Origin of the sequence: Pedobacter sp. MC2016-15 (genome assembly GCF_026239695.1) — a bacterium.
Classification (GTDB): Bacteria; Bacteroidota; Bacteroidia; order Sphingobacteriales; family Sphingobacteriaceae; genus Pedobacter.
This window is the reverse complement of sequence record NZ_JAPIVS010000006.1, coordinates 61,476-81,982: the sequence shown is the minus strand read 5'-3', so window position 1 is coordinate 81,982 and position 20,507 is coordinate 61,476. Positions and strand designations below refer to the sequence as shown.

The 20,507-nt window shown below is 42.8% G+C and carries 18 protein-coding genes; 12 read left to right on the top strand and 6 right to left on the bottom strand.

What is annotated here, in order from left to right; translation table 11 throughout:
- The first annotated feature begins 41 nt into the window (after positions 1–41).
- Together OQY15_RS17620 and OQY15_RS17615 are read left to right on the top strand one after the other, a co-directional pair.
- Entirely contained in the window at positions 42–539 is a 498-nt protein-coding gene (locus OQY15_RS17620; protein ID WP_265793220.1) for a cytidine deaminase, read from the top strand.
- 110 nt (positions 540–649) lie between these two features.
- Complete coding sequence (locus OQY15_RS17615) at positions 650–3,586, top strand: DNA gyrase/topoisomerase IV subunit A (RefSeq protein ID WP_265793219.1); 2,937 nt, start codon at positions 650–652, stop codon at positions 3,584–3,586.
- On the opposite strand, the gene OQY15_RS17610 is transcribed toward OQY15_RS17615, so the two are convergent.
- Positions 3,583–4,170 carry a HupE/UreJ family protein gene (locus tag OQY15_RS17610; RefSeq protein ID WP_265793218.1) on the bottom strand — a complete coding sequence of 196 codons (588 nt, stop codon included), beginning with the start codon at positions 4,168–4,170 and terminating at the stop codon, positions 3,583–3,585. The genes OQY15_RS17615 and OQY15_RS17610 overlap by 4 nt on opposite strands.
- 107 nt (positions 4,171–4,277) lie before the next feature.
- On the opposite strand from OQY15_RS17610, the gene OQY15_RS17605 reads away from it, so the two are divergent.
- Entirely contained in the window at positions 4,278–5,618 is a 1,341-nt protein-coding gene (locus tag OQY15_RS17605; protein WP_265793217.1) for a deoxyguanosinetriphosphate triphosphohydrolase, read from the top strand.
- A gap of 50 nt (positions 5,619–5,668) precedes the next feature.
- Here the strand turns inward: OQY15_RS17605 and OQY15_RS17600 are convergent, their stop codons facing one another.
- Positions 5,669–6,718 (bottom strand): hypothetical protein, encoded by a 1,050-nt coding sequence (locus tag OQY15_RS17600; RefSeq protein ID WP_265793216.1) that lies wholly within the window; start codon positions 6,716–6,718, stop codon positions 5,669–5,671.
- Positions 6,719–6,919: 201 nt separating this feature from the next.
- Between OQY15_RS17600 and OQY15_RS17595 the strand changes: the two genes are divergently transcribed.
- Positions 6,920–8,005, top strand: a complete 1,086-nt coding sequence (locus tag OQY15_RS17595; RefSeq protein ID WP_265793215.1) for an HmuY family protein — start codon at positions 6,920–6,922, stop codon at positions 8,003–8,005.
- Here OQY15_RS17595 and OQY15_RS17590 read toward each other — a convergent pair whose 3' ends face one another.
- The 3 genes from OQY15_RS17590 to OQY15_RS17580 are packed head-to-tail and all read right to left on the bottom strand — an operon-like array spanning position 8,006 to position 10,403.
- Positions 8,006–8,896: a class I SAM-dependent methyltransferase gene (locus OQY15_RS17590; RefSeq protein WP_265793214.1), complete on the bottom strand. Its 891-nt coding sequence runs from the start codon at positions 8,894–8,896 to the stop codon at positions 8,006–8,008. It lies immediately after the preceding gene.
- A gap of 23 nt (positions 8,897–8,919) precedes the next feature.
- The gene (locus OQY15_RS17585) at positions 8,920–9,672 is read right to left on the bottom strand and encodes an ABC transporter ATP-binding protein (RefSeq protein ID WP_265793213.1); all 753 of its coding nucleotides are present in this window, start codon (positions 9,670–9,672) and stop codon (positions 8,920–8,922) included.
- Positions 9,669–10,403, bottom strand: a complete 735-nt coding sequence (locus tag OQY15_RS17580) for an ABC transporter permease (RefSeq protein ID WP_265793212.1) — start codon at positions 10,401–10,403, stop codon at positions 9,669–9,671. Before OQY15_RS17580 ends, OQY15_RS17585 begins: the two co-directional genes overlap by 4 nt.
- A 105-nt stretch (positions 10,404–10,508) precedes the next feature.
- Between OQY15_RS17580 and OQY15_RS17575 the strand changes: the two genes are divergently transcribed.
- The 5 genes from OQY15_RS17575 to ispG are packed head-to-tail and all read left to right on the top strand — an operon-like array spanning position 10,509 to position 15,529.
- Entirely contained in the window at positions 10,509–11,204 is a 696-nt protein-coding gene (locus tag OQY15_RS17575) for an SDR family oxidoreductase (protein ID WP_265793211.1), read from the top strand.
- Positions 11,205–11,220: 16 nt separating this feature from the next.
- Positions 11,221–11,931, top strand: a complete 711-nt coding sequence (locus OQY15_RS17570; protein WP_265793210.1) for a PspC domain-containing protein — start codon at positions 11,221–11,223, stop codon at positions 11,929–11,931.
- Positions 11,932–11,971: 40 nt separating this feature from the next.
- Positions 11,972–12,925: a DUF5668 domain-containing protein gene (locus tag OQY15_RS17565; RefSeq protein ID WP_265793209.1), complete on the top strand. Its 954-nt coding sequence runs from the start codon at positions 11,972–11,974 to the stop codon at positions 12,923–12,925.
- A 6-nt stretch (positions 12,926–12,931) separates the two neighbouring features.
- On the top strand, positions 12,932–13,552 hold the full coding sequence (locus OQY15_RS17560; RefSeq protein WP_265793207.1) for an RDD family protein: 621 nt from the start codon (positions 12,932–12,934) through the stop codon (positions 13,550–13,552).
- 18 nt (positions 13,553–13,570) lie between these two features.
- Positions 13,571–15,529: a (E)-4-hydroxy-3-methylbut-2-enyl-diphosphate synthase gene (ispG, locus tag OQY15_RS17555; protein ID WP_265793206.1), complete on the top strand. Its 1,959-nt coding sequence runs from the start codon at positions 13,571–13,573 to the stop codon at positions 15,527–15,529.
- 2 nt (positions 15,530–15,531) lie between these two features.
- Here the strand turns inward: ispG and OQY15_RS17550 are convergent, their stop codons facing one another.
- On the bottom strand, positions 15,532–16,356 hold the full coding sequence (locus OQY15_RS17550) for an alpha/beta fold hydrolase (protein ID WP_265793205.1): 825 nt from the start codon (positions 16,354–16,356) through the stop codon (positions 15,532–15,534).
- 173 nt (positions 16,357–16,529) lie between these two features.
- On the opposite strand from OQY15_RS17550, the gene hemA reads away from it, so the two are divergent.
- From hemA to hemB, 3 genes are all read left to right on the top strand, one after another.
- Complete coding sequence (gene hemA, locus OQY15_RS17545) at positions 16,530–17,756, top strand: glutamyl-tRNA reductase (protein WP_265793204.1); 1,227 nt, start codon at positions 16,530–16,532, stop codon at positions 17,754–17,756.
- 176 nt (positions 17,757–17,932) lie between these two features.
- Positions 17,933–19,513 (top strand): hydroxymethylbilane synthase, encoded by a 1,581-nt coding sequence (hemC, locus tag OQY15_RS17540; protein WP_265793203.1) that lies wholly within the window; start codon positions 17,933–17,935, stop codon positions 19,511–19,513.
- Between the two features lie 24 nt (positions 19,514–19,537).
- Positions 19,538–20,506: a porphobilinogen synthase gene (hemB, locus tag OQY15_RS17535; protein WP_265793202.1), complete on the top strand. Its 969-nt coding sequence runs from the start codon at positions 19,538–19,540 to the stop codon at positions 20,504–20,506.
- Position 20,507: the final 1 nt, after the last annotated feature.

Below are 20,507 nucleotides of genomic sequence, written 5' to 3'. Positions count from 1 at the left end.
CGGCAAAAGTGTACCTTTGATGCCCCGAAATAATTTCACCTATGATCAACAAACTAAACTTTACTATATCCTACGAAGCGTACGACCACCTGTCAGAGTTAAACGAAGCAGATCAGCTGCTCTGTAAAGATGCAGAAGCTGCATTGGTTACTTCTTACTCACCTTATTCAAACTTTAAAGTCGCCACAGCGGTACAACTTGCCGGTGGAAAAGTAGTGACAGGAAGTAACCAGGAAAATGTAGCTTACCCATCCGGTCTCTGTGCAGAACGTGTGGCTCTCTTCAGCATCGGTGCTGCCTATCCGGATGCAGTGATCGAAAGGATGGTAATTACTGCCCATACCGACAATTTTAAAATTGAACAACCGGTTACCTGCTGCGGATCCTGCCTGCAGGTGATGGCGGAGTTTGAGAAGAAGCAGGGTAAAGAGTTTGAAGTGCTGTTCTACTGCATCGACGGCAAAATCCTGAAAGTTAAAGGTGTGAAAAACCTCCTGCCCTTTGTATTTGTAGAAGAGCGCCTGAAGGTAAACGCCTAGAGCCTTATCACGGGATTGCTAAGATGTATCTCAATTGACAACTGTTAGGAAATTGTGTTCTGAAAATATGATGGGATGACTTATATTTACACCACACAAATCCTTTCTTGATGAGCGACGAATTAGATGATAACATAAACGAAGAGACAAAACATACCGTAATTCCTATCAACGGACTTTACGAAAACTGGTTCCTCGATTATGCGTCTTATGTAATTTTAGACCGGGCAGTACCCCATATCAACGACGGCCTGAAGCCTGTTCAGCGGAGAATTATGCACTCCCTGAAGGAGATGGACGACGGACGTTTCAATAAAGCGGCCAATGTTATCGGAAATACCATGAAGTACCACCCTCATGGGGATGCCTCTATAGGGGATGCTATGGTACAGATTGGGCAGAAAGACTTGCTGATCGACTGCCAGGGTAACTGGGGAGATCCGGTAACAGGTGATAGTGCTGCTGCCCCGCGTTATATCGAGGCGCGTTTATCAAAATTTGCAAACGATGTAGTTTTTAATTCAGATACTACGATCTGGCAGCTCAGTTATGACGGCCGTAACAATGAGCCGTTGACACTTCCCGTAAAATTTCCGCTGCTGCTGGCACAGGGAGCTGAAGGAATTGCTGTAGGTCTGGCCACCAAGGTGATGCCGCATAATTTTGTAGAGTTGCTGGATGCCTCTATCGAGATTCTGAAAGGCAACCGTTCTAACATTCTTCCGGATTTCTTTACCGGCGGTATGGCTGATTTCTCTGCCTATAACGAAGGGATGCGCGGCGGAAAGATTCGTGTGCGCGCAAAAATTACTGAGAAGGATAAGAAAACACTGGTAATTACTGAAATTCCTTACAGTACTACAACTGGTTCGGTAATCGACAGTATCCTCTCTGCAAATGACAAGGGTAAAATCAAAATCAAGAAAATTGAAGATAACACTGCGGCAAATGTAGAGATCGTCATACAGCTGGCACCGGGTATTTCACCTGATGTGACCATTGATGCATTGTATGCTTTTACTTCCTGCGAAGTTTCTATCTCTCCGAATACCTGTATCATCAAGGATGATAAACCTCAGTTTCTGAGTGTAAATGATATCCTGGCACAGAATACGCAGAATACCAAAGAGCTGCTGAAACAGGAGCTGGAAATTAAACTGCATGAACTGCAGGAGAAAATTTTCTTTAGTTCTTTACTGAAAATCTTTATTCAGGAAGGGATGTATAAAAATGCCGACTACGAAAACTCAAATAACTTTGAAATGGTAGTGGAGGTATTGCATCGTCTGTTTGGGCCTTTTAAAGATCAGTTGTACAGGGACATTCTTCCTGAAGATTTTAAGAAGCTGATTGATAAACCAATGAGTAGTATTACCCGCTTTGATGTGAAGAAAGCGGACGATCAGATGAAGGCACTGTCTGATGAGATCAAAGTAGTAAAAAATCATTTAAAACACCTGACCGACTACGCTATTGCCTGGTTCCAGCGCCTTATAGATAAGTATAGCAAAGGCAGGGAACGTAAAACTGAAATCAGGCTGTTTGACAGGGTGGAGGCTTCTAAAGTGGCCCTGGCAAATGTGAAGTTATACATGAACCGTGAAGATGGTTTTATCGGAACGGGGCTGAAGAAGGATGAGTTTGTGGCCGATTGCTCTGATATCGACGAGATCATCGTATTCAGAGAGGATGGTAAATGTATCATTACCAAAGTTGCCGATAAAACTTTCGTAGGAAAGGGAATTATTTACGCGCAAGTCTTTAAAAAAGGGGATGAGAGAACAATCTATAACCTGATTTATAAAGACGGGGCAAGTGGTATCTCTTATATTAAGCGTTTTGCAGTTGTTGGAGTGACGCGTGATAAAGAGTATGACCTTACAAAAGGAAGCAAGGGCTCTAAAGTATTATATTTCACAGCGAACCCTAACGGGGAAGCTGAGATCATCACTGTGATGCTGAAACCGCATACCAAACTGAAAAAACTACAATTTGACTTTGACTTTGCTGATATAGCTATAAAGGGCAGGGGATCACAGGGAAATATTGTTTCAAAATATCCGGTAAAGAAAATCCTGCTGAAAAGCAAAGGGGTTTCTACTTTATCAGGTCTGAAAATATGGTACGATGAGTTACTGAGACGGTTAAATGTGGATGGCAGGGGCAAATATCTTGGTGAATTTGACGGGGACGATAAAATCCTGCAGGTGCACCGCGATGGCTGGTATGAACTGAGCTCTTTCGAACTGAGCAACCATTTTGATGCCGACCTGCTGCTGATCCAGAAATTTGACCCGGAGAAACCTTTTGCCGTAGTGCAGTTTGAAGGAAAAGCCAAAAACTACTTTATCAAACGCTTTGTGTTTGAAGCTATCGCTGTTGGCAGGAAACAAACGCTGATTTCTGAAGAAACAGGTTCGAAATTCCTGTACCTGACGGCTAACCCGGCGGCATTGCTGACGGTTGATGTGCTGAAAGGTAAGACGCAGATTCCAGAAACATTGGAGATTGTGCTCGCTGACTTTATTGATGTGAAGGGTATCCGGGCTAATGGTAACCGTTTGACTCAGCATGATGTGAAGGAGATCAGGATCAGTAATCATGAAGAGATCGAGCTGGGGCTGGATGAACCTGTAACAGAAGAGGCTGCAGTCACAGAGAATTCCGATGAAGAATCCGGGACCATTGATGAAGAAATTGCGGTAAACATTGAAAGCGTAGAGGAATCAGCTGCAGATACTATTGAAGAAGAAGAAGAATCTGTTCCTGAAGTTGCGGAGTTTGAAGAGGAGGTTGTAACTGAGGTGGAAGAGACTGTAGTTGCAGAAGTTGGATTTGTTGAAGAGGAAATTGTTGAAACTCCGGCACCTGAGGGAGTATTTGTGATTGAAGAAGAACCTGTTGCTGAAGTTGCACCCCAGCCTGTTGAGCCTAAACCTAAGCCTAAAGCCAAAAAAGAAGCGAAACCAAAAAAGGATATCACTCTGGAAATCACGAATCCTGATGATATCGATATAGACGATACCGGGCAGCTGGGCCTGTTCTAACTGAACAGGTTAGGCCACCGCTCTGCTGCCATTATAAATGAAATTCCGAAGATTGCGGAGGAGAGGAAGAAATTCCAGTCCCATCTTTTGATTTTGAAGAAATTGATCAGTATAAAAGCAATGAGCAGGATGCTGATTACAATGACGATTTGTCCAACTTCAAGGCCGATATTGAAGGCAAAAAGTTCTGCAACAATGCTGGTGCTTTTGCCTAACAGACTGTTGAGGTAATTAGAAAAACCCAGGCCATGTATGAGGCCAAAGAAAAGTGCAAGAATATATTTAAGCTGCATTCCCCTGGGTTTCGACTTGCCCGCGAGGATATTTGCCGAAGCGGTAATCAATATCGTGACAGGGATCAGGAACTCTATGATGTCTGTGTTGACGTGGATCAGTTTGAATACGCTTAAGGCCAGTGTTACGCTATGGCCTACAGTAAATGCGGTTACAAGAATCAGCACCTTTCTCCAGTCTGACAACAAATATGTACCACACAGTACCATTACAAAGAGGATATGGTCATAACCTTTCCAGTCTAAAATATGTTGCCAGCCTAATTCAAAGTATAGTGGGAAATCTTGCATCCCCCAAAATATTTAATTTTTATTAAATATCACAAATTGCTGATGAGTAATTTTACCATCTTTGAAAACTGATCAATATGATGATCAGCCGTTGAATTTTAGTATTTATGAACTGGGAAAAATTACTGTCGGCTAAACGCTGGGGAAATGAAGATAGATTTGCAGGTAATCAGAAGGAAGCACGTTCTGAGTTTCAGCGTGATTATGACCGTATCATCTTTTCTTCACCATTCAGGAGACTTCAGAATAAAACACAGGTTTTCCCCTTGCCGGGAAGCGTGTTTGTGCATAACAGGCTAACACATAGTCTGGAGGTGGCAAGCGTGGGGCGCTCCCTGGGGACTATCTTTTACAACAGGATGAAAGAAGATTTTCCCGAAATTGACGACAGTTGTCCGCTACTGGTAGAAGTAGGGAACATCATCGCCTCAGCCTGTCTGGCGCACGACCTGGGTAATCCGGCATTCGGGCATTCCGGAGAGTCTGCCATTTCACATTACTTTACAGCAGGAGAGGGCAACATATATAAAGAGCAGGTAAATGCCGCACAGTGGCAGGACCTGATCAACTTTGAAGGTAATGCCAATGCCCTGAGGATTCTTACTCATCCTTTTGCCGGAAAAGGTACCGGTGGTTTTGCTTTAACGTATGCGACGCTGGCTTCGATTGCAAAATACCCTTGTGCCTCCTTAGCCAACAACAAGAAAAATATATACACCAAGAAATATGGCTTCTTTCAGTCTGAACAAAGTGGCTTTGAAAAAATAGCTGTCGAGATGGACCTGATCAAGGTGCAGGATGACCCCATGGTATACAAGCGACATCCACTCGTTTACCTCGTAGAGGCAGCAGATGATATCTGTTACAATATTATTGATCTCGAAGATGCACACCGACTCAAGATTCTTTCTTATCAGGAAGTGGAAAAATTGCTGTTGCCACTGTGCAACGACCCGAAATTACCTTCTCGTCTGGAGGATATGGAGGATGATGATGCAAAAATCACACTCATGCGCGCTAAGTCGATTAGTACGCTTATCGGACAGTGCAGTAAGGTTTTCTATGATTTTCAGGAAACAATTCTAAGTGGGGATTTCAATCAAAGCCTGATGGATGCTATTGATGAACCTTTTCTATCCACGATGAAAGAGATAGAAAAGATCTCCGTTAAAAAGATCTACAATTATTCTTCTGTGGTACAGATAGAGGTTGCGGGATATCAGGTAATGGGTGGTTTGCTGGAAGAGTTTATCCCCGCTTATCTGCAGAATGATACTAAATACCACAAAAAACTGGTAGAACTGATACCGAAACAGTTCCTGACAAAAGAACAGGATGTTTATACTAAAATTCAGTCGGTACTTGACTTTGTATCTGGGATGACCGATTTATATGCTGTAGAATTATTCAGAAAAATCAAAGGGATCTCATTTCCCTCGATGAGTTAAAAAAAAACGGGCCGTATCCGATTCGAATACAGCCCGTTTCTTTTATACGATTATTGGTACTGGATATAAATCGGCGCGGGTTTCAGCTTTAATAACTCTTCTGGAGTCATCAGTCTGTGAGGAGCCTTTTTGATATCGTTCTTGTAGAATAATTTGAAGCCGGTAAACTGAACAGGTTCATTCTGGATAAAGTAACGGTAAGTACCGATTTTTAGATCCGGCTCTCCCCAACCATCCATGTGCATTACGATCTGAACTTCAGGATGTAATTTGATGTTTTGAGAGTTGGTCACCATTTTTTTAGTAAAACGGTGAACTGTAAATACTTTTGGAGGCAGGTTGTATTTCTTGATCAGGTCAACCAGATACTGTGAGCAATAGTTGATATCCGCTGCGTCATAAGTTCCGATTTTTGTACCTGGTCTTGCACCGCTTTTCATAGAGAACTCAGGATCGATTCCTAAATGTACCTGCGGCATTTTAAGATATTTCTCAATTCTTGGCAATTCATCTTTAATCGTGCTTAAAGCTACCTGAAGATCAAGGAACACAATACCATTGTGCATTTTAGCGATTTTGATTACAGAATCGATTTGCTTATCGCCCATTCTGTTGATGTACTTACCATCTTTACCCGGCGTTCCGCTGGCCACGGCTGCGATGTAGTGAACCCCTGGCTGTACCGGTGTACCAGGATCTGCCTTTTCCCAGTGTTTAACCTCGGCATTCAAACGGCTCCACATTTCTTTTGGTGCATACTCTCCGAGTGCGCCCATTTTCTTGGAGTGAAGGTTTCCGTAATATACCACTATCCTTTTGAAAGGTAAGATGGCGCCGGCTAGTGGAATTGGCTGGTTTTTTACAGGCCATCTTCCGGTGGTATCACCATTGGCCAGCTTTTTAAGAGCAGCATTGTATTTTGCAGTGTCAATAGGTTTTCGGGTAGTATCTGGTTCTGTAACCTCGGTAGAATCACCGGATGCATTTACAGTAGTTTTGGTTTTGGCGTCACCTTTGGTTGAATTTGAAGAACAATTTGCAAATAAGGCGATAGAGGTAAATGCAATGAGTAGTGTTCCTGCTAATTGAGGGATTTTCATAGATTGATTAAGGTTATATTTTTTTTCAGTTCTGCAAAACTACACATTCAACTGACAATTTAATCTACAAGTATGATATTCTTATAACGTTTCCTATTATTCTCGTTATTTATACCTTCTGAAGTCCTATGGCTGAATTAATATGCAATTCAGGTACAGGAACATTATCTTTACACGTTATATCAATATTGAATACCGATTATGATGAAATATGCGATACCCCTGGTCCTTGCTTTTATGTTCTTTTCATGGCTGGGCTGTAAAAAGGATACGACAACTTTTAACAGGGTACAGGCCTCACTGGGTGATACAGTAGTTTTGAGGGGGATTGCGAACAGGGAAAGGGGAGACAGCGCATATAATAGTGTGTTCCTGGATTTCAGTACTGCGCTGCAAACTTCTGTACTCAGGTCTTCCTGGGATCTGGGATTCTATTGCGGAGCAGAATTCAGGGTGATCATCAACCATTCCATAGGTGCCACAGTTGCTGTCCTGGATAAAACTGATCTGGATCAGGTGACAATAGCTGATACTGTGGCACTGGTCAGAAAGTTTAATCTGGATGTGGATACTGCGGGGGACCTGACCACAGTTGATCCTGTAGACCTGGATTCCGCTGCCTATCTTGCCGGAACGATTATTCCGGACATTCCACAGTCCGCTGCTACAAGTCGCGTGCTGATCCTTAACCGCGGAACAGCTACCAATCTGGGCAGAAGAGAATGGGTGAAAATGAAGATCAGCAGAACTGCCAATGGTTATGCTGTAACATGGGGGAATATTGACGATTTTACACCGTACAATAATTTCACCATCAACAAGGATGCTTCGTATAATTTCAGGTACCGCTCCTTTACCAATGGACAGGTGAATTATGAGCCGGCAAAAGGTCTCTGGGATGTTGCCTGGGGCCATAGCACCTATAAAGGGACCAATACTGCTGGTGCAGCAGTTGCTACTGTTGTGCCGGATTTTATGATGATTAACTTTGTAAACGGAGTGAAAGCGGCACAAGTAATGGTAACAGAGACTACAACTTTTGCCAGTTTCAATGAAACTCAGCTTGCAGGGATCACCTTTTCCGGACTTCGGGACGTGATAGGTGTAAACTGGAGAAACCTGGCGAACTCCACCTCCGGAGCATTATCAATTAATACAAACCGTTTTTATCTGATCCAGGACAAAATCGGAAATATCTATAAAGTATCCTTTGCAGGTGGCGGATCCCGTGGTAATCCTACGGTATGGTATATTCTGGTAAGAAAAGCTCCTGAGCAGGCAGAATAATTATTCTGCCTGGAACTTATTGAACTTGCCAAATACCCCGAGTGGTAATTTTATGCCCGAAGTAGCCTGAAGATATAACTCTCCGGTTTCCAGGTTCTGCACTTCAGGGAAGGAAGTTTTGATCAGGTTCTCAACAATCACGGAAGAGAATCCCAGTGAGTAGGTATTCAGGATCAGGAAGTGTTCTTTCTCATCCAGCAACTGCACCACGTCGTGCATCATTTCCTGGATGTGGTCTTCCAGTTTCCATTTCTCACCATTCGGCCCGTGGCCAAAAGCTGGTGGATCTAAAATTATCCCGTTATATTTTTTACCGCGTTTAAGCTCGCGCTGTACAAATTTCAAAGCGTCTTCTACTACCCATCTCACATCCTTCAGTTGTGACAGCTCCTGGTTCTCATTTGCCCAGTTCACTACTTGTTTGATAGAATCAACGTGGGTAGTATCGGCACCTGCAGCCTTTGCAATCAACGAAGCTGCGCCAGTATAAGCGAAAAGGTTGAGTACTTTAGGGCTGGAAGCTTTGAATTTTTTTACCGATGAAGAGATATAGTCCCAGTTTACCGCCTGCTCCGGAAACACACCAACATGTTTGAAAGAGGTTAAGCCAAGACGCAGGTTGATCTTTACTTCATCATTCTGATACTCTACATTCCAGCGGTCTGGCAACTGCTGCGTACTTTTTACCCATTCCCCGGAGGTAGCCGAGCGCCCTTTGAACCTGATATGAGTTCTTTTTTTCCACTCCTGATCGCTGAGTGTTTTTTTCCATACTGCCTGTGGTTCCGGTCGCGATAAAACAAGGTTGCCAAAGCGTTCAAGTTTCTCAAAATCACCACAGTCAATCAACTCATAATCTTTCCAGTGGGTGGGCGTTAATAGGCTTATCATAAAATGTAATTGTACTTATATTATTAAAAGTTTTTCTTCGCGGCCTTCATAAAACGGCTGGCGAAAACGAAATCATTCAGTTCTTCAATATCGGTATGGGCGATCTCTTTATTGGAGCCTTCCCAGAATTTTTTACCCTGGTGAAGAAAAAGGATATAATCTCCAATTCCCATTACAGAGTTCATATCATGCGTCACTACAATGGTAGTCATCTGGTATTCTTCTGTAATTTCCTTGATCAGTTCATCAATTACGATGGATGTTTTAGGATCCAGACCAGAGTTGGGCTCATCACAGAAAAGATATTTAGGGTTCATGGCTATGGCACGTGCAATGCCGACACGTTTTTTCATCCCACCAGAAAGTTCAGCCGGAAAAAGTTTGTTCTTTCCCTCAAGGTTTACACGCTCCAGGCAGAAGTTTGCACGCTCCTGTTTTTCTTTGAAAGTCTGGTCGGTGAACATGTTTAGTGGAAACATGATATTCTCTTCAACAGTCATGGAATCAAAAAGGGCCGAGCCCTGGAACAGCATGCCGATTTCCTTGCGGACTTCAATGCGCTGCTCAAAATCCATTTCTGTAAATTCACGTCCATCGTATTGCACACTTCCTTTTTCCGGAGTTTGCAGTCCAACCATGCATTTAAGCAAAGTAGTTTTTCCTGAACCTGAACCACCAATAATCAAATTGGTAACACCAGCTTCAAACTTTGCGGATATGCCTTTGAGAACAGTATTGGAGCCGAAAGATTTTTCAACGTCTTTAATCTCGATCATAATAATAACTGGGTTACGATATAGTCACATGCAAGAATACTGATACAGCTGATCACGACTGCTCTTGTGCTCGCCTGTGCGACTTCCAGTGCTCCGCCTTTAACATAAAAACCTTCGTATGCAGGAACAGTGGTGATAATGAAGCCAAAGACGAATGCTTTTACTAATGCAACTACGATTGTATAAGGATTGAAGTCGGTAGTGATACCCTGGATATATTCTGAGGGAGAAACTGCTCCTGACAAAGTTCCACCGAGGAAGCCGCCACCTATACTTAAAAACATGGAACAGATAACCAATACAGGCACCATTGTAATTCCTGCAATCAGTTTTGGAAGAATCAGGTAACCCGGAGAGTTGATACCCATGATCTCCAGTGCATCAATCTGCTCACTCACGCGCATGGTACCGATCTCAGATGAAATAGCAGAACCAATTTTACCGGCAAGCACGATCGCAGTAATGGTGGGGCTAAGTTCCAGGATACTCGAATCCCTGTTTACTGAACCAATAATAGTTTTAGGAATAAAATCGCTTACCAGCTGGAAGGCGATTTGCAGGGTCATTACTGCACCAATAAAAGTCGATATAATGGCAATTAAACCCAATGAACCCACGCCAACAAAATCCATCTGCTGGAAAATGGCTTTCATATAGATATTAAATTTTTCGGGTTTTCTGAAAACTGCTTTTAACAGCAACAGGTATTTGCCAAAATTGGTGAAGTTCATCCGCTGAGATATTAGCTAAGGTATAATTACTATAATACTACAAAGAAACAATAAAAATTGTTGTGGCTTTCTTTATTTCTTAAAAATATTCTGCTATTTAGCCTTATGAATGCAATTGTAACAGGTGCAACAAAGGGTATTGGCAGAGCTATAGCAGTGATGCTCGCCGAAGCAGGATATAATCTGGCAATATGTGCGAGAAGTCTCCGGGATCTGGAAAAGCTGGCCGCAGACCTGGCTTATACGGATGTAAAAATATTTTATAGTGTTGCTGATTTAAGCGTTAAGGATCAGGTGTACCGTTTTGCTGAAGAAGTGGGAACAGCATTTGATAGGATCGATGTTCTGGTCAATAATGCAGGAGCATTTATTCCGGGTAAGATATTGGATGAAGAGGATAAATCTTTTGAACTACAGTTGTTTTTGAACCTGAATGCACCCTATTACTTGTCTAAATATTTCGGTAAAATGATGTCTGAACAAGCATACGGGCATATCTTCACGATATGTTCAGTATCCAGCAAAGAAATTAACGAAAATGCAGGTAGTTACGGTGTAACTAAATCGGCATTGCTCAGTCTTAATAATGTATTACGGCAAGAATTATCGAAATACAACGTTAAGGTGACAGCGATTTTGCCTGGTTCAACACTCACTGCTTCCTGGGAAGGTACGGATATTCCGGCAGAAAGTTTTGTGCAACCTGAAGACATCGCCAACGCTTTGTACACGATACTGAACTTAAGCAGCGGAGTGAATGTTGAAGAGATGATTTTGAAGCCGTTAAATTTTAACGCATAATATAGGAGAGAGAGTTATGGAAAATAGATTATTAAGAAACGAGCACGACAAAGTAATTGCCGGCGTTTCATCGGGGTTAGCAGCTTATATGGAGGTAGACGTGACGATTATCAGGTTACTGTTTGTCTTATCGACTATCTTTTTGGTAGGTACGGGAGTATTAGTTTATCTGGTGATGTGGATAGTAGTGCCTGTAAATAATGATCCGGCTGCTAAGTTTTCGAAGTTTAATGATTATTTTAAACAGCAGGGTACATCCTCAGGATTTAATACGCCACCTGCACAGCCATTCGGACAGCCTGACCCATTTGCGAATCAGGGTCCGGCAGAACCTAAAGCCAGCAGCAACACAGGATGGCAAAATCCTGTAGACTTTAAAACACTGCCTAAAAACAATGGTACGGGAAGAACAGTAGGCGGATTGTTCCTGCTGGTAATAGGGTTGTATTTCCTGATGAACGAGTTTCATATCATACCATACTGGTTTAGACTGGGCAAATTGTGGCCGCTGGTATTTGTGGCAATAGGACTGAGTTTCATTCTTAAATCCAAACGGAAAAACAGCTGGGAGGAATGGAAACATGAGCAGGAAGAAGCGATGAAGAAGCCTGCGGAAAATCCTGGCCCGACAGCTACTGCTCATACACCAGCTGCTGATCCCTCAGAGAAAAAAACTACAGATTTTAGCGATGAGTACCCGAAGGACCAGCCAAGGGATCAGTTCTAAATTGCAGCAAACAGAGTAATAAAAATATAATCTTATCAACATGAAACTTAATAGAGTAATGTGGGGCATTATACTACTGTTTGTAGGTATAGTCCTGTTGTTAGAGAATTTCAACGTTATTGAATTTTACTGGAGAAACGTATGGAGTTTCTGGCCGGTGTTCCTGATCATTTCAGGAGTGAATATCCTGTTCAACCGCAATAAATCGCAGGTAGGGAACATGATCTGCCTCGGAGTACTGGTAGTAATGCTGGGGGTCGTATTTTACAAAGGACAGCAACCTCCTTCAAATAAGTTCTGGATAGGCGACGAATTTACTAAAGACCTGGACATAGACATCGATGATGATAAAGAAGGTACTACAGATAAACTGGCCTTTTCACAGCCACTGCTGCTGGCCGATAGTGCCAAAAAGACGGTGCTGAACATTTCTGGCGGAGGTACCTCATTTAAATTGAGCGGAGAGTCGGACAGTCTGATACAGGCTGAAGTGGAACGCAGATACGGTAATTTCATCCTGCAAAAGGAAAGTTCGGATTCTGTGACTACACTAACCTTCAAGATGAAAAACAAACAGGGCAAATGGTCGCTGAACGGTGGAGGAAATGATGTAGATCTTAAACTCAACAAGAAGCCGGAATGGAACATCAGCATGAATATGGGTGCCGGTGAAGTAGATCTGGACATGACCGACTACAAACTGAGGTCTTTCAGGTTTGACGGCGGTGCGGCAGCAATTGACCTGAAATTAGGATCCATTCTGCCAATTGCCGATGTGACGGTGAAAACCGGTGTGGCTGATGTGAAAATCAATATCCCTGAAACATCAGGCTGCAGGATCAAAACTAAGACTGGTTTGTCGGCCAAGGATTTCCCTGATTTTATCAAAATTGATAACGGGAACTATGAAACCGCAAATTATAAGACATCAACAAAAAAGATTTTTATCAATCTTGACGGTGGATTGAGTAATTTTGAGGTCAACAGATATTAACACCGCTTGGAAGACGAGAATACCACTAAATATACCGTTGTTGCAGACGGCAAGCCTACCGGTCCCTATGATATGGAAAGCCTGAAGAAATTGAACATCCTGCCGGGAACCTTTCTGAGGAAACCGGGAATGGACGACTATAAAGAAGCGCATGAGTTCCCGGAACTTCGTGCGCTTTTTGGTTTTAGCTTTGAGCATACCGTGCCACAGTATTTTGCCTCTTTTGACCAGCGTCTGCTGGCTTCGGTAATCGATTATTTTATATTATTTCTGCTTTACATCTTTCTGTTGCTGCTGGCTTTTATAATTGTAGAGGGTAAAGAAGAAAGAATTAGCGCGGGTGTTCTGATGTTGCCACTGATCCCTGTATTTAAATTTATATATGGCGTGTTTGCAGAAAGCAGCTCCGCTCAGGGGACCATTGGCAAGCGCCTGCTAAATATTAAAGTCACGGATCTGAAGGGGCAGAAGATCAGCTCTTCAAGGGCACTGACCAGGAATTTAGCAAAAGTACTTTCTGTACTACCCCTGTTTTTTGGTTACCTCTACAGTTTTCTTAACAAAAAACAACAATGTTGGCATGATATTGCAGCAAACACATTAGTTATTAAAGATCGATTGATTTAATCTTTATCTTTGCATTGCATGGAAAACGTATCAGTACAAAAGGATTTAGCCGGAGGATATTGCGAAAATTTAAACCAGTATTCGAGGTTTCTCACACGTGAGGTTCAAATCGGGGATACCCCTATGGGTGGCCTGAACCCGATCAGGATTCAGTCGATGACCACTACAGATACCATGGATACCATAGGTACCGTAGAGCAAACCATCAGGATGGTAGAGTCTGGCTGTGAGTATGTGCGGATTACCGCTCCCAGTATGAAGGAGGCAGAAAACCTGGCACTGATTAAAAAGGAACTGCGTTACCGCGGTTATAACGTTCCTCTGGTTGCCGATATACATTTTACGCCAAATGCTGCTGAATCCGCTGCTCGTATAGTAGAGAAGGTGAGGATCAATCCCGGTAACTATGCTGATAAAAAACGTTTTGAAAATATAGAATACACCCAGCTGGCCTATCAGGCAGAGCTGGAACGCATATACAAGAAGTTTTCACCGCTGGTGAAAATTTGTAAGGAATACGGTACGGCGATGCGTATAGGTACTAACCATGGCTCTTTGTCTGACAGGATTATGAGTCAGTATGGTGATACACCCCGCGGAATGGTAGAATCTGCGATGGAATTTATCAGGATGTGCGAGGATATGAACTATTACAACCTGGTCATCTCTATGAAAGCCAGCAACACACAGGTAATGGTACAGGCTTATCGTCTGCTGGTAGAAACAATGGTGAAAGAGGGGATGAATTACCCGCTGCACCTGGGTGTCACAGAAGCTGGTGATGGTGATGACGGAAGAATTAAATCTGCTGTCGGAATTGGAACCTTACTGGAAGATGGATTGGGAGATACGATCAGGGTTTCACTGACCGAAGATCCTGAATTTGAAGCTCCGGTTGCCAGAGCGCTGGCGGACCGTTATTCAAAACGGAATACTCCGGTAATTGAGCAGGAGAGAATAGATCTTCAAAAGCTTCCCTATAGTCCTTATACCTATAACCGCAGAGCCACGCATGCAGTACAACATATCGGCGGGCACCATCATCCGGTAGTCATGCTGGACGTATCTGCAAAGAATTTAAAAGACCCGTACTTTTTAATGGATGCAGGCTATCAGTACAGCGCGGTCCTTGATAAGTACAACATGGCTGATCAGGCATGTGACCTTGTTTATCTCGGTGATGCACTACCTTCTTTTTCATTTCCCGGAAATCTGCGCCAGATCTATAATTATCATACCTGGACAGGGCTGAAAGATAAAACGAATTGTCATCCACTTTTTAAACTGGATGAATATGCTAATGCAGAGGTTAAAGATCCTTTACTGAACCTGGTCAGTGTAGATTCGGGTAAGTATGACCTTAGTCTGCTACAGTCTCTGGATGATACTTCGGTTATTGTGCTGGAAACTTCTGCTCAACATGGCATGGCCGAACAAAGAGCTTTTTTTATCGCGCTGATGAACGTCAATATCCAGCTGCCTGTGATCATCAGAAGGACTTACGGCGCGATCAGTACCGATGACCTGACGCTTTATGCAGCAACAGATCTGGGTGCTTTATTAACTGATGGTTTTGGTGATGGTGTTTGGATAGATGCACCGGCAGAAGCTTCTTTGGCCACCATCAATGCCGTAAGTTTTATCATACTTCAGGCCACGCGGACGAGAATTTCCAAAGCTGAATATATCTCCTGCCCAAGCTGCGGCAGGACGCTGTTCGATCTGCAGGAAACCACTCAGCTTATCCGTTCCAGAACGGATCATCTGAAAGGTATCAAGATCGCCATCATGGGCTGTATCGTAAACGGACCCGGTGAAATGGCTGATGCCGACTATGGGTATGTTGGAGCCGGTCCGGATAAGATCACACTTTACCGTAGCAAGGAAGTGGTTAAAAAGAATCTTAGCGCTGCTTTTGCGCTGGATGCTCTGATCGATCTGATTAAAGAAGATGGTAACTGGACGGAAGTAAAATAATTCTATTTCTCTTTAACAAAAGCCAGCGTTTTTTCAAAGACTTCCTGCAGATGTGGGGGTAGGGATGTTCCTGTATATGGATGTGATGCTCCATATACATGGTTAGCTCCCTGAATCTTTTGCAGCTTGGCCCTGACTTGTGCCTGTGCAAGCTGCTGAGCCACACTAAATGGAACATTGACATCATCGTCACCATGGAGGATCAGCCAGGGTATGTTGATGGATGCTGCTGCATGCAGGATGTTAAACTCTTCTTTATGTGCGTTGTAATCTTCCAGCAAGGTGCTGTTTAGTGGCATTTTTTCTTTTGTTCTCGCATTTTCTACATAGATACGTCCTGTTTTCAGCCATTCTTCTTCCTGCTCTTTCTTCCATAGGGAATTGAATTCAGCAATGGAAGACCAGGTCACAATTTTTTTTATTCTTTCATCGGCAGCTCCTTTAAGAATCACCAGGCCTCCACCTTTGCTATGACCAATCAGATAGATGGGCTCAAGAGGATAAGTATGGGCTACATAGTTGATCGCTGTATCAAGATCTTTGAGTTCCATACTAGTGGTATTGGCAGCGAAGGCGTCCAGATCGGTCACATCATTGGGCGCTTCCTGGGTTACACCGCTATGGCTCAGATTAAATTTCACATACCTGAAACCTTCCTTGGCAAAGTGTTCTGCCACAAGATTATGCGTGCCCCAGTCCTTGAAACCTTTGAATCCGTGTACGAAGATAATGCTGGGCTGGTCACTCAAATTATCATCATAGGTTATATCGCCGGCGATGGTCTTATCTCCGGCGCCCGACAAAATAAATTGCTCTTTCCTTATCATATCTGCTGGTCTGATTCTTATACTTGTATTAACAAACATTAACGACGCTTGTTTAGTCAATATTCTTCTCAATTTAAAATCTTTCTAAATTAGTCTTAATTACAGCATAATGACAGACCATACTGGTGGTCTTGTTACTTTTGTTCGCACTAAAAAAATAACTCGAGCACACCTTGGAATATTTAAAGATACTTGCTTTCACACACAAACAGATTGACCTCAAATCATTAGGTAAACTGGTTATATGTGAGCAGACACTGGATGACAGACTAAAGAATATTCAAAAGGAACTGGATGTTAAGGAAGTCTTTTATATCGGTACCTGTAACCGCGTGGAATTTGTATTTACCACAAGCCGTGAACTGGACCGCGAATTTATCTTACGCTTTCTTACTGTACTCAACATGGGACTGCCTGAGGAATACATGGATAAGTTCATCGAGAATGTTTCTGTGTATGAGCAGGTAGAAGCTTTTAATCATTTGCTGCGTACTTCATGTTCTCTGGAAAGCCTGGTGGTGGGAGAAAAAGAAATCCTTGCACAGGTACGCCGGGCTTATGAAGCTTGCCGCGTTTCCGGATTCACTGCAGATTACATGCGGATGATCATGAACCGGGTAGTTAAAACGGCTAAGGAAGTTTATACCCATACTAATATCTCTAAAAACCCGGTATCTGTAGTTTCCCTGGCTTACCGTAAACTGCGTGATCTGACAATCACTGCGAACTCAAGACTGCTGATCATCGGCGCAGGAGAGACCAATAAAAATCTTGCACAATACCTCAAAAAACATAAATATTCTAATTTTTCAATCTTCAACAGAACGGTAGAGAAAGCTGAAAGTCTTGCTAAAGACTTAAACGGAACAGCTTACCCGCTTGCAGAACTGGAGAACTTTAGCCAGGGTTTTGATGTGATCATCACCTGTACCGGTGCCACTGAGCCAATTATCACCGAAGAGCTTTACCGCAAATTGCTAAACGGCGATACAGGTAAAAAAGTTATTGTTGATTTGGCAATTCCAAATGATGTTGCGCCTTCAGTTATCAAAAACTTCCCTGTTCACTATATCGAGGTAGAATCGCTTAAAGAAATTGCCCGTAAAAACATTCAGGAGCGTTATGATGAACTGATCAGCGCTGAACAGATTATCGATCAGAACATCAAAGAATTTGACCTTGATCTTCGTCAGCGCAAGATAGAAATAGCGATGAGTGAAGTTCCCCAGAAAATCAAAGCCATCAAATCTAAGGCTATTGATATTGTTTTTGCCGAAGAAATCAATACGCTGGATGAAAACTCCAGACTGGTACTTGAACGTGTAATGGATTACATGGAAAAGAAATATATCAGTGTACCGATGGTAATGGCAAAAGAGATTCTGGTAAACAACAGTTAGTTTTCTGCAGATAAGTCACTGTAAATACATTATTCGTTTATTATTTAACTCTATAAATCTTTTAGGTTAAATTTGCGCAAATCTAATTACGTAATACCTACTTTGGCTACTATCAAAAACTTATCAACTAGCAGGCTTATGCAAGCTTCATCACCGTTTAAAATATCAATACCTTGATGAAAAAACTTATTATCGGCACCAGGGGAAGCGACCTGGCTTTATGGCAGGCAAATTTCACAAAAGACAAACTCGCTGAAATCGGCGTTGAATCTGAACTAAAAATCATTAAAACACAAGGTGATAAAATTCTGAACCTAAGGCTGGACAAGCTGGAGGGAAAAGGCTTTTTTACCAAGGAGCTGGAAGAAGGCTTGCTTGATGGTTCGATCGATATTGCTGTGCACTCTCATAAAGATTTACCAACTCTTCATCCTGCAGGATTAATCATCGCTGCAGTATCTGAGCGTGAAGACCCTTCGGAATTGCTGCTGATCTTAAAGGACTGTGTTGATGTTACCCAAAAACTTTCGTTAAAAACGGGTGCACAGGTAGGTACATCCTCCAACAGACGTAAAGCGCAGTTGTTGGCGATGCGTACTGACCTGAATATTGAGGATCTGCGTGGAAATATCAATACACGCATCCAGAAACTGAGGGACGAGAATTATGATGCGATCATGATCGCAAAAGCAGGTGTAGCCCGCCTGAACCTGGATCTTAGTGAATTTCATATGGAGGTAATTGATCCTACAGAACTGGTTCCTGCACCTGCACAGGGTGTTCTGGCCATCCAGATCAGGGAAAATGATCAGGAACTGTACGAGCTGCTGCAGAAGATCAATGATGCTGATGTAGAAGCCTCAATCGCTGTAGAGCGTAAGGTGCTGAACCTTTTTGAAGGTGGTTGCCATATGCCTCTTGGCTGTTATTGCAGAAAAGAAGATGACCAGTTTGAGATCTGGACTTCAAAAGCAGATTCTGGTGATGATTTCCCGGACCGCTTGTTCTTAAGGGTAGAGAGCCTGGAAGGACTTGCAGAAAAGATTGTAAAGAAATTTGATAAGGACAGAAAATTGCCTGCCAAAGTTTTTATCTCACGTGAAATAGGTGAACACAGCTATTTCAGACGTGCTTTGGAAAAACATGATATTGAAATTGAGGGTCGTTCGCTGATCCGTACGTTTCCTATCGTAAACAAGCTGGATCCTTTTTACCTTAAGCATATTGACTGGATCTTCTTCAGCAGCCGAAATGGTGTAGAGTACTTCTTTAACCTGAAGCCGGCATTACCTAAACATGTGAAATTTGGTGTTGTTGGCAGAGGCTCTGAAGATGCGCTGCGTAAATTTGGACACCTGGCTGATTTTGTTGGTGAAACTGGTGATATTCCTGAAGTTGCCGAAGAGTTTGCTACTCTGGTAACAGGAAAAACTGTGTTATTCCCACGTGCGCAGGACTCACTGCAAACGATCCAGAAATCACTTACCGCAGATACTAAAGTTGTTGATCTGCCAATTTATGAAACTGTAATTGAAGAAGATATCGATCAGACACATGCTGATATCCTGATCTTTACCAGTCCTTCCAATGTAGAAGCTTACTTCGTAGATAATCTGCTGGAGCCGGGACAAAAGGTAATTGCAATCGGAAATTCTACAGGAAAGAAGTTCGACGAAATGGGTGTGCAATACGCCCTTCCGTATTCTCCTGACGAAATTGGTCTGGCTGAAGCTGTCTTCGGAATTGATATAAAATAAATAACAAGAAAAGAGAGGTTGATTATGTTGCACCGTCCGCGTAGATTAAGAAAAAACCCAGTAGTCAGAGAAATGATGGCCGAAACCAGGCTGTCAAAAGACATGTTCATGTATCCTTACTTCATTGTTCCCGGAACAGGAGTAAAACATGCAATTGATGCAATGCCCGGCGTAAATCATTTTTCGCAGGATACCCTGATCACTGATGTGGAGAAAGGTCTGGAACTGGGTGTAAATAAGATCATGCTGTTTGGTGTAGGTGATGAAAAAAGTGAGGATGCTCATAGTGCTTACCACGATCATTCCATTGTTCCTTCAGCGGTTCGTGAGCTAAAAAAACAATTTGGTGACGACTTATACGTTGTTACAGACGTATGTGTTTGCTCTTATACTACACATGGTCATTGTGGTATAATTAAAGATGATTATGTGCAGAATGATGAAACCGTGGAGCTGATTGCAAAGATGGGTCTCGCGCATGCACAGGCCGGAGCGGATATGCTGGCGCCATCAGATATGATGGATGGCCGTATCGCCGCAATTAGGGAGTTGCTGGATCAGAATAAATATGTAAATACAGCGATCATGTCGCACGCTACTAAATTTGCTTCTGCTTATTACGGCCCTTTCAGGGAGGCGGCAGATTGCGCTCCAAGCAAAGGCGACAGGAAAGCTTACCAGATGGACTTCAGAAATCCAAATGAAGCGCTGCGGGAAGCCTTGCTGGATGAAAACCAGGGCGCAGATGTATTGATGGTTAAGCCGGCACTGGCCTATCTTGATATCATGCATAACCTGAAACAGCATGCTAATTTGCCAATCGCCTGCTATAATGTTTCCGGCGAGTATGCCATGGTGAAAGCAGCTGCAGAAAGAGGCTGGATTGATGAGCAGAAGGTGGTCATGGAAACAATGTATGCCTTTGCACGTGCAGGAGCAAGTATTATTACAACTTATCATATCAGGGATATGGTAGAAAACAACTGGATTTAAT

Excerpts from the sequence above, each read along its gene's own strand:
- OQY15_RS17620 (WP_265793220.1), top strand. The coding sequence starts at position 42 with ATGATCAACAAACTAAACTTTACTATATCCTACGAAGCGTACGACCAC.
- OQY15_RS17615 (WP_265793219.1), top strand. The coding sequence starts at position 650 with ATGAGCGACGAATTAGATGATAACATAAACGAAGAGACAAAACATACC.
- OQY15_RS17610 (WP_265793218.1), bottom strand. The coding sequence starts at position 4,170 with ATGCAAGATTTCCCACTATACTTTGAATTAGGCTGGCAACATATTTTA.
- OQY15_RS17605 (WP_265793217.1), top strand. The coding sequence starts at position 4,278 with ATGAACTGGGAAAAATTACTGTCGGCTAAACGCTGGGGAAATGAAGAT.
- OQY15_RS17600 (WP_265793216.1), bottom strand. The coding sequence starts at position 6,718 with ATGAAAATCCCTCAATTAGCAGGAACACTACTCATTGCATTTACCTCT.
- OQY15_RS17595 (WP_265793215.1), top strand. The coding sequence starts at position 6,920 with ATGATGAAATATGCGATACCCCTGGTCCTTGCTTTTATGTTCTTTTCA.
- OQY15_RS17590 (WP_265793214.1), bottom strand. The coding sequence starts at position 8,896 with ATGATAAGCCTATTAACGCCCACCCACTGGAAAGATTATGAGTTGATT.
- OQY15_RS17585 (WP_265793213.1), bottom strand. The coding sequence starts at position 9,672 with ATGATCGAGATTAAAGACGTTGAAAAATCTTTCGGCTCCAATACTGTT.
- OQY15_RS17580 (WP_265793212.1), bottom strand. The coding sequence starts at position 10,403 with ATGAACTTCACCAATTTTGGCAAATACCTGTTGCTGTTAAAAGCAGTT.
- OQY15_RS17575 (WP_265793211.1), top strand. The coding sequence starts at position 10,509 with ATGAATGCAATTGTAACAGGTGCAACAAAGGGTATTGGCAGAGCTATA.
- OQY15_RS17570 (WP_265793210.1), top strand. The coding sequence starts at position 11,221 with ATGGAAAATAGATTATTAAGAAACGAGCACGACAAAGTAATTGCCGGC.
- OQY15_RS17565 (WP_265793209.1), top strand. The coding sequence starts at position 11,972 with ATGAAACTTAATAGAGTAATGTGGGGCATTATACTACTGTTTGTAGGT.
- ispG (WP_265793206.1), top strand. The coding sequence starts at position 13,571 with ATGGAAAACGTATCAGTACAAAAGGATTTAGCCGGAGGATATTGCGAA.
- OQY15_RS17550 (WP_265793205.1), bottom strand. The coding sequence starts at position 16,356 with ATGATAAGGAAAGAGCAATTTATTTTGTCGGGCGCCGGAGATAAGACC.
- hemC (WP_265793203.1), top strand. The coding sequence starts at position 17,933 with ATGAAAAAACTTATTATCGGCACCAGGGGAAGCGACCTGGCTTTATGG.
- hemB (WP_265793202.1), top strand. The coding sequence starts at position 19,538 with ATGTTGCACCGTCCGCGTAGATTAAGAAAAAACCCAGTAGTCAGAGAA.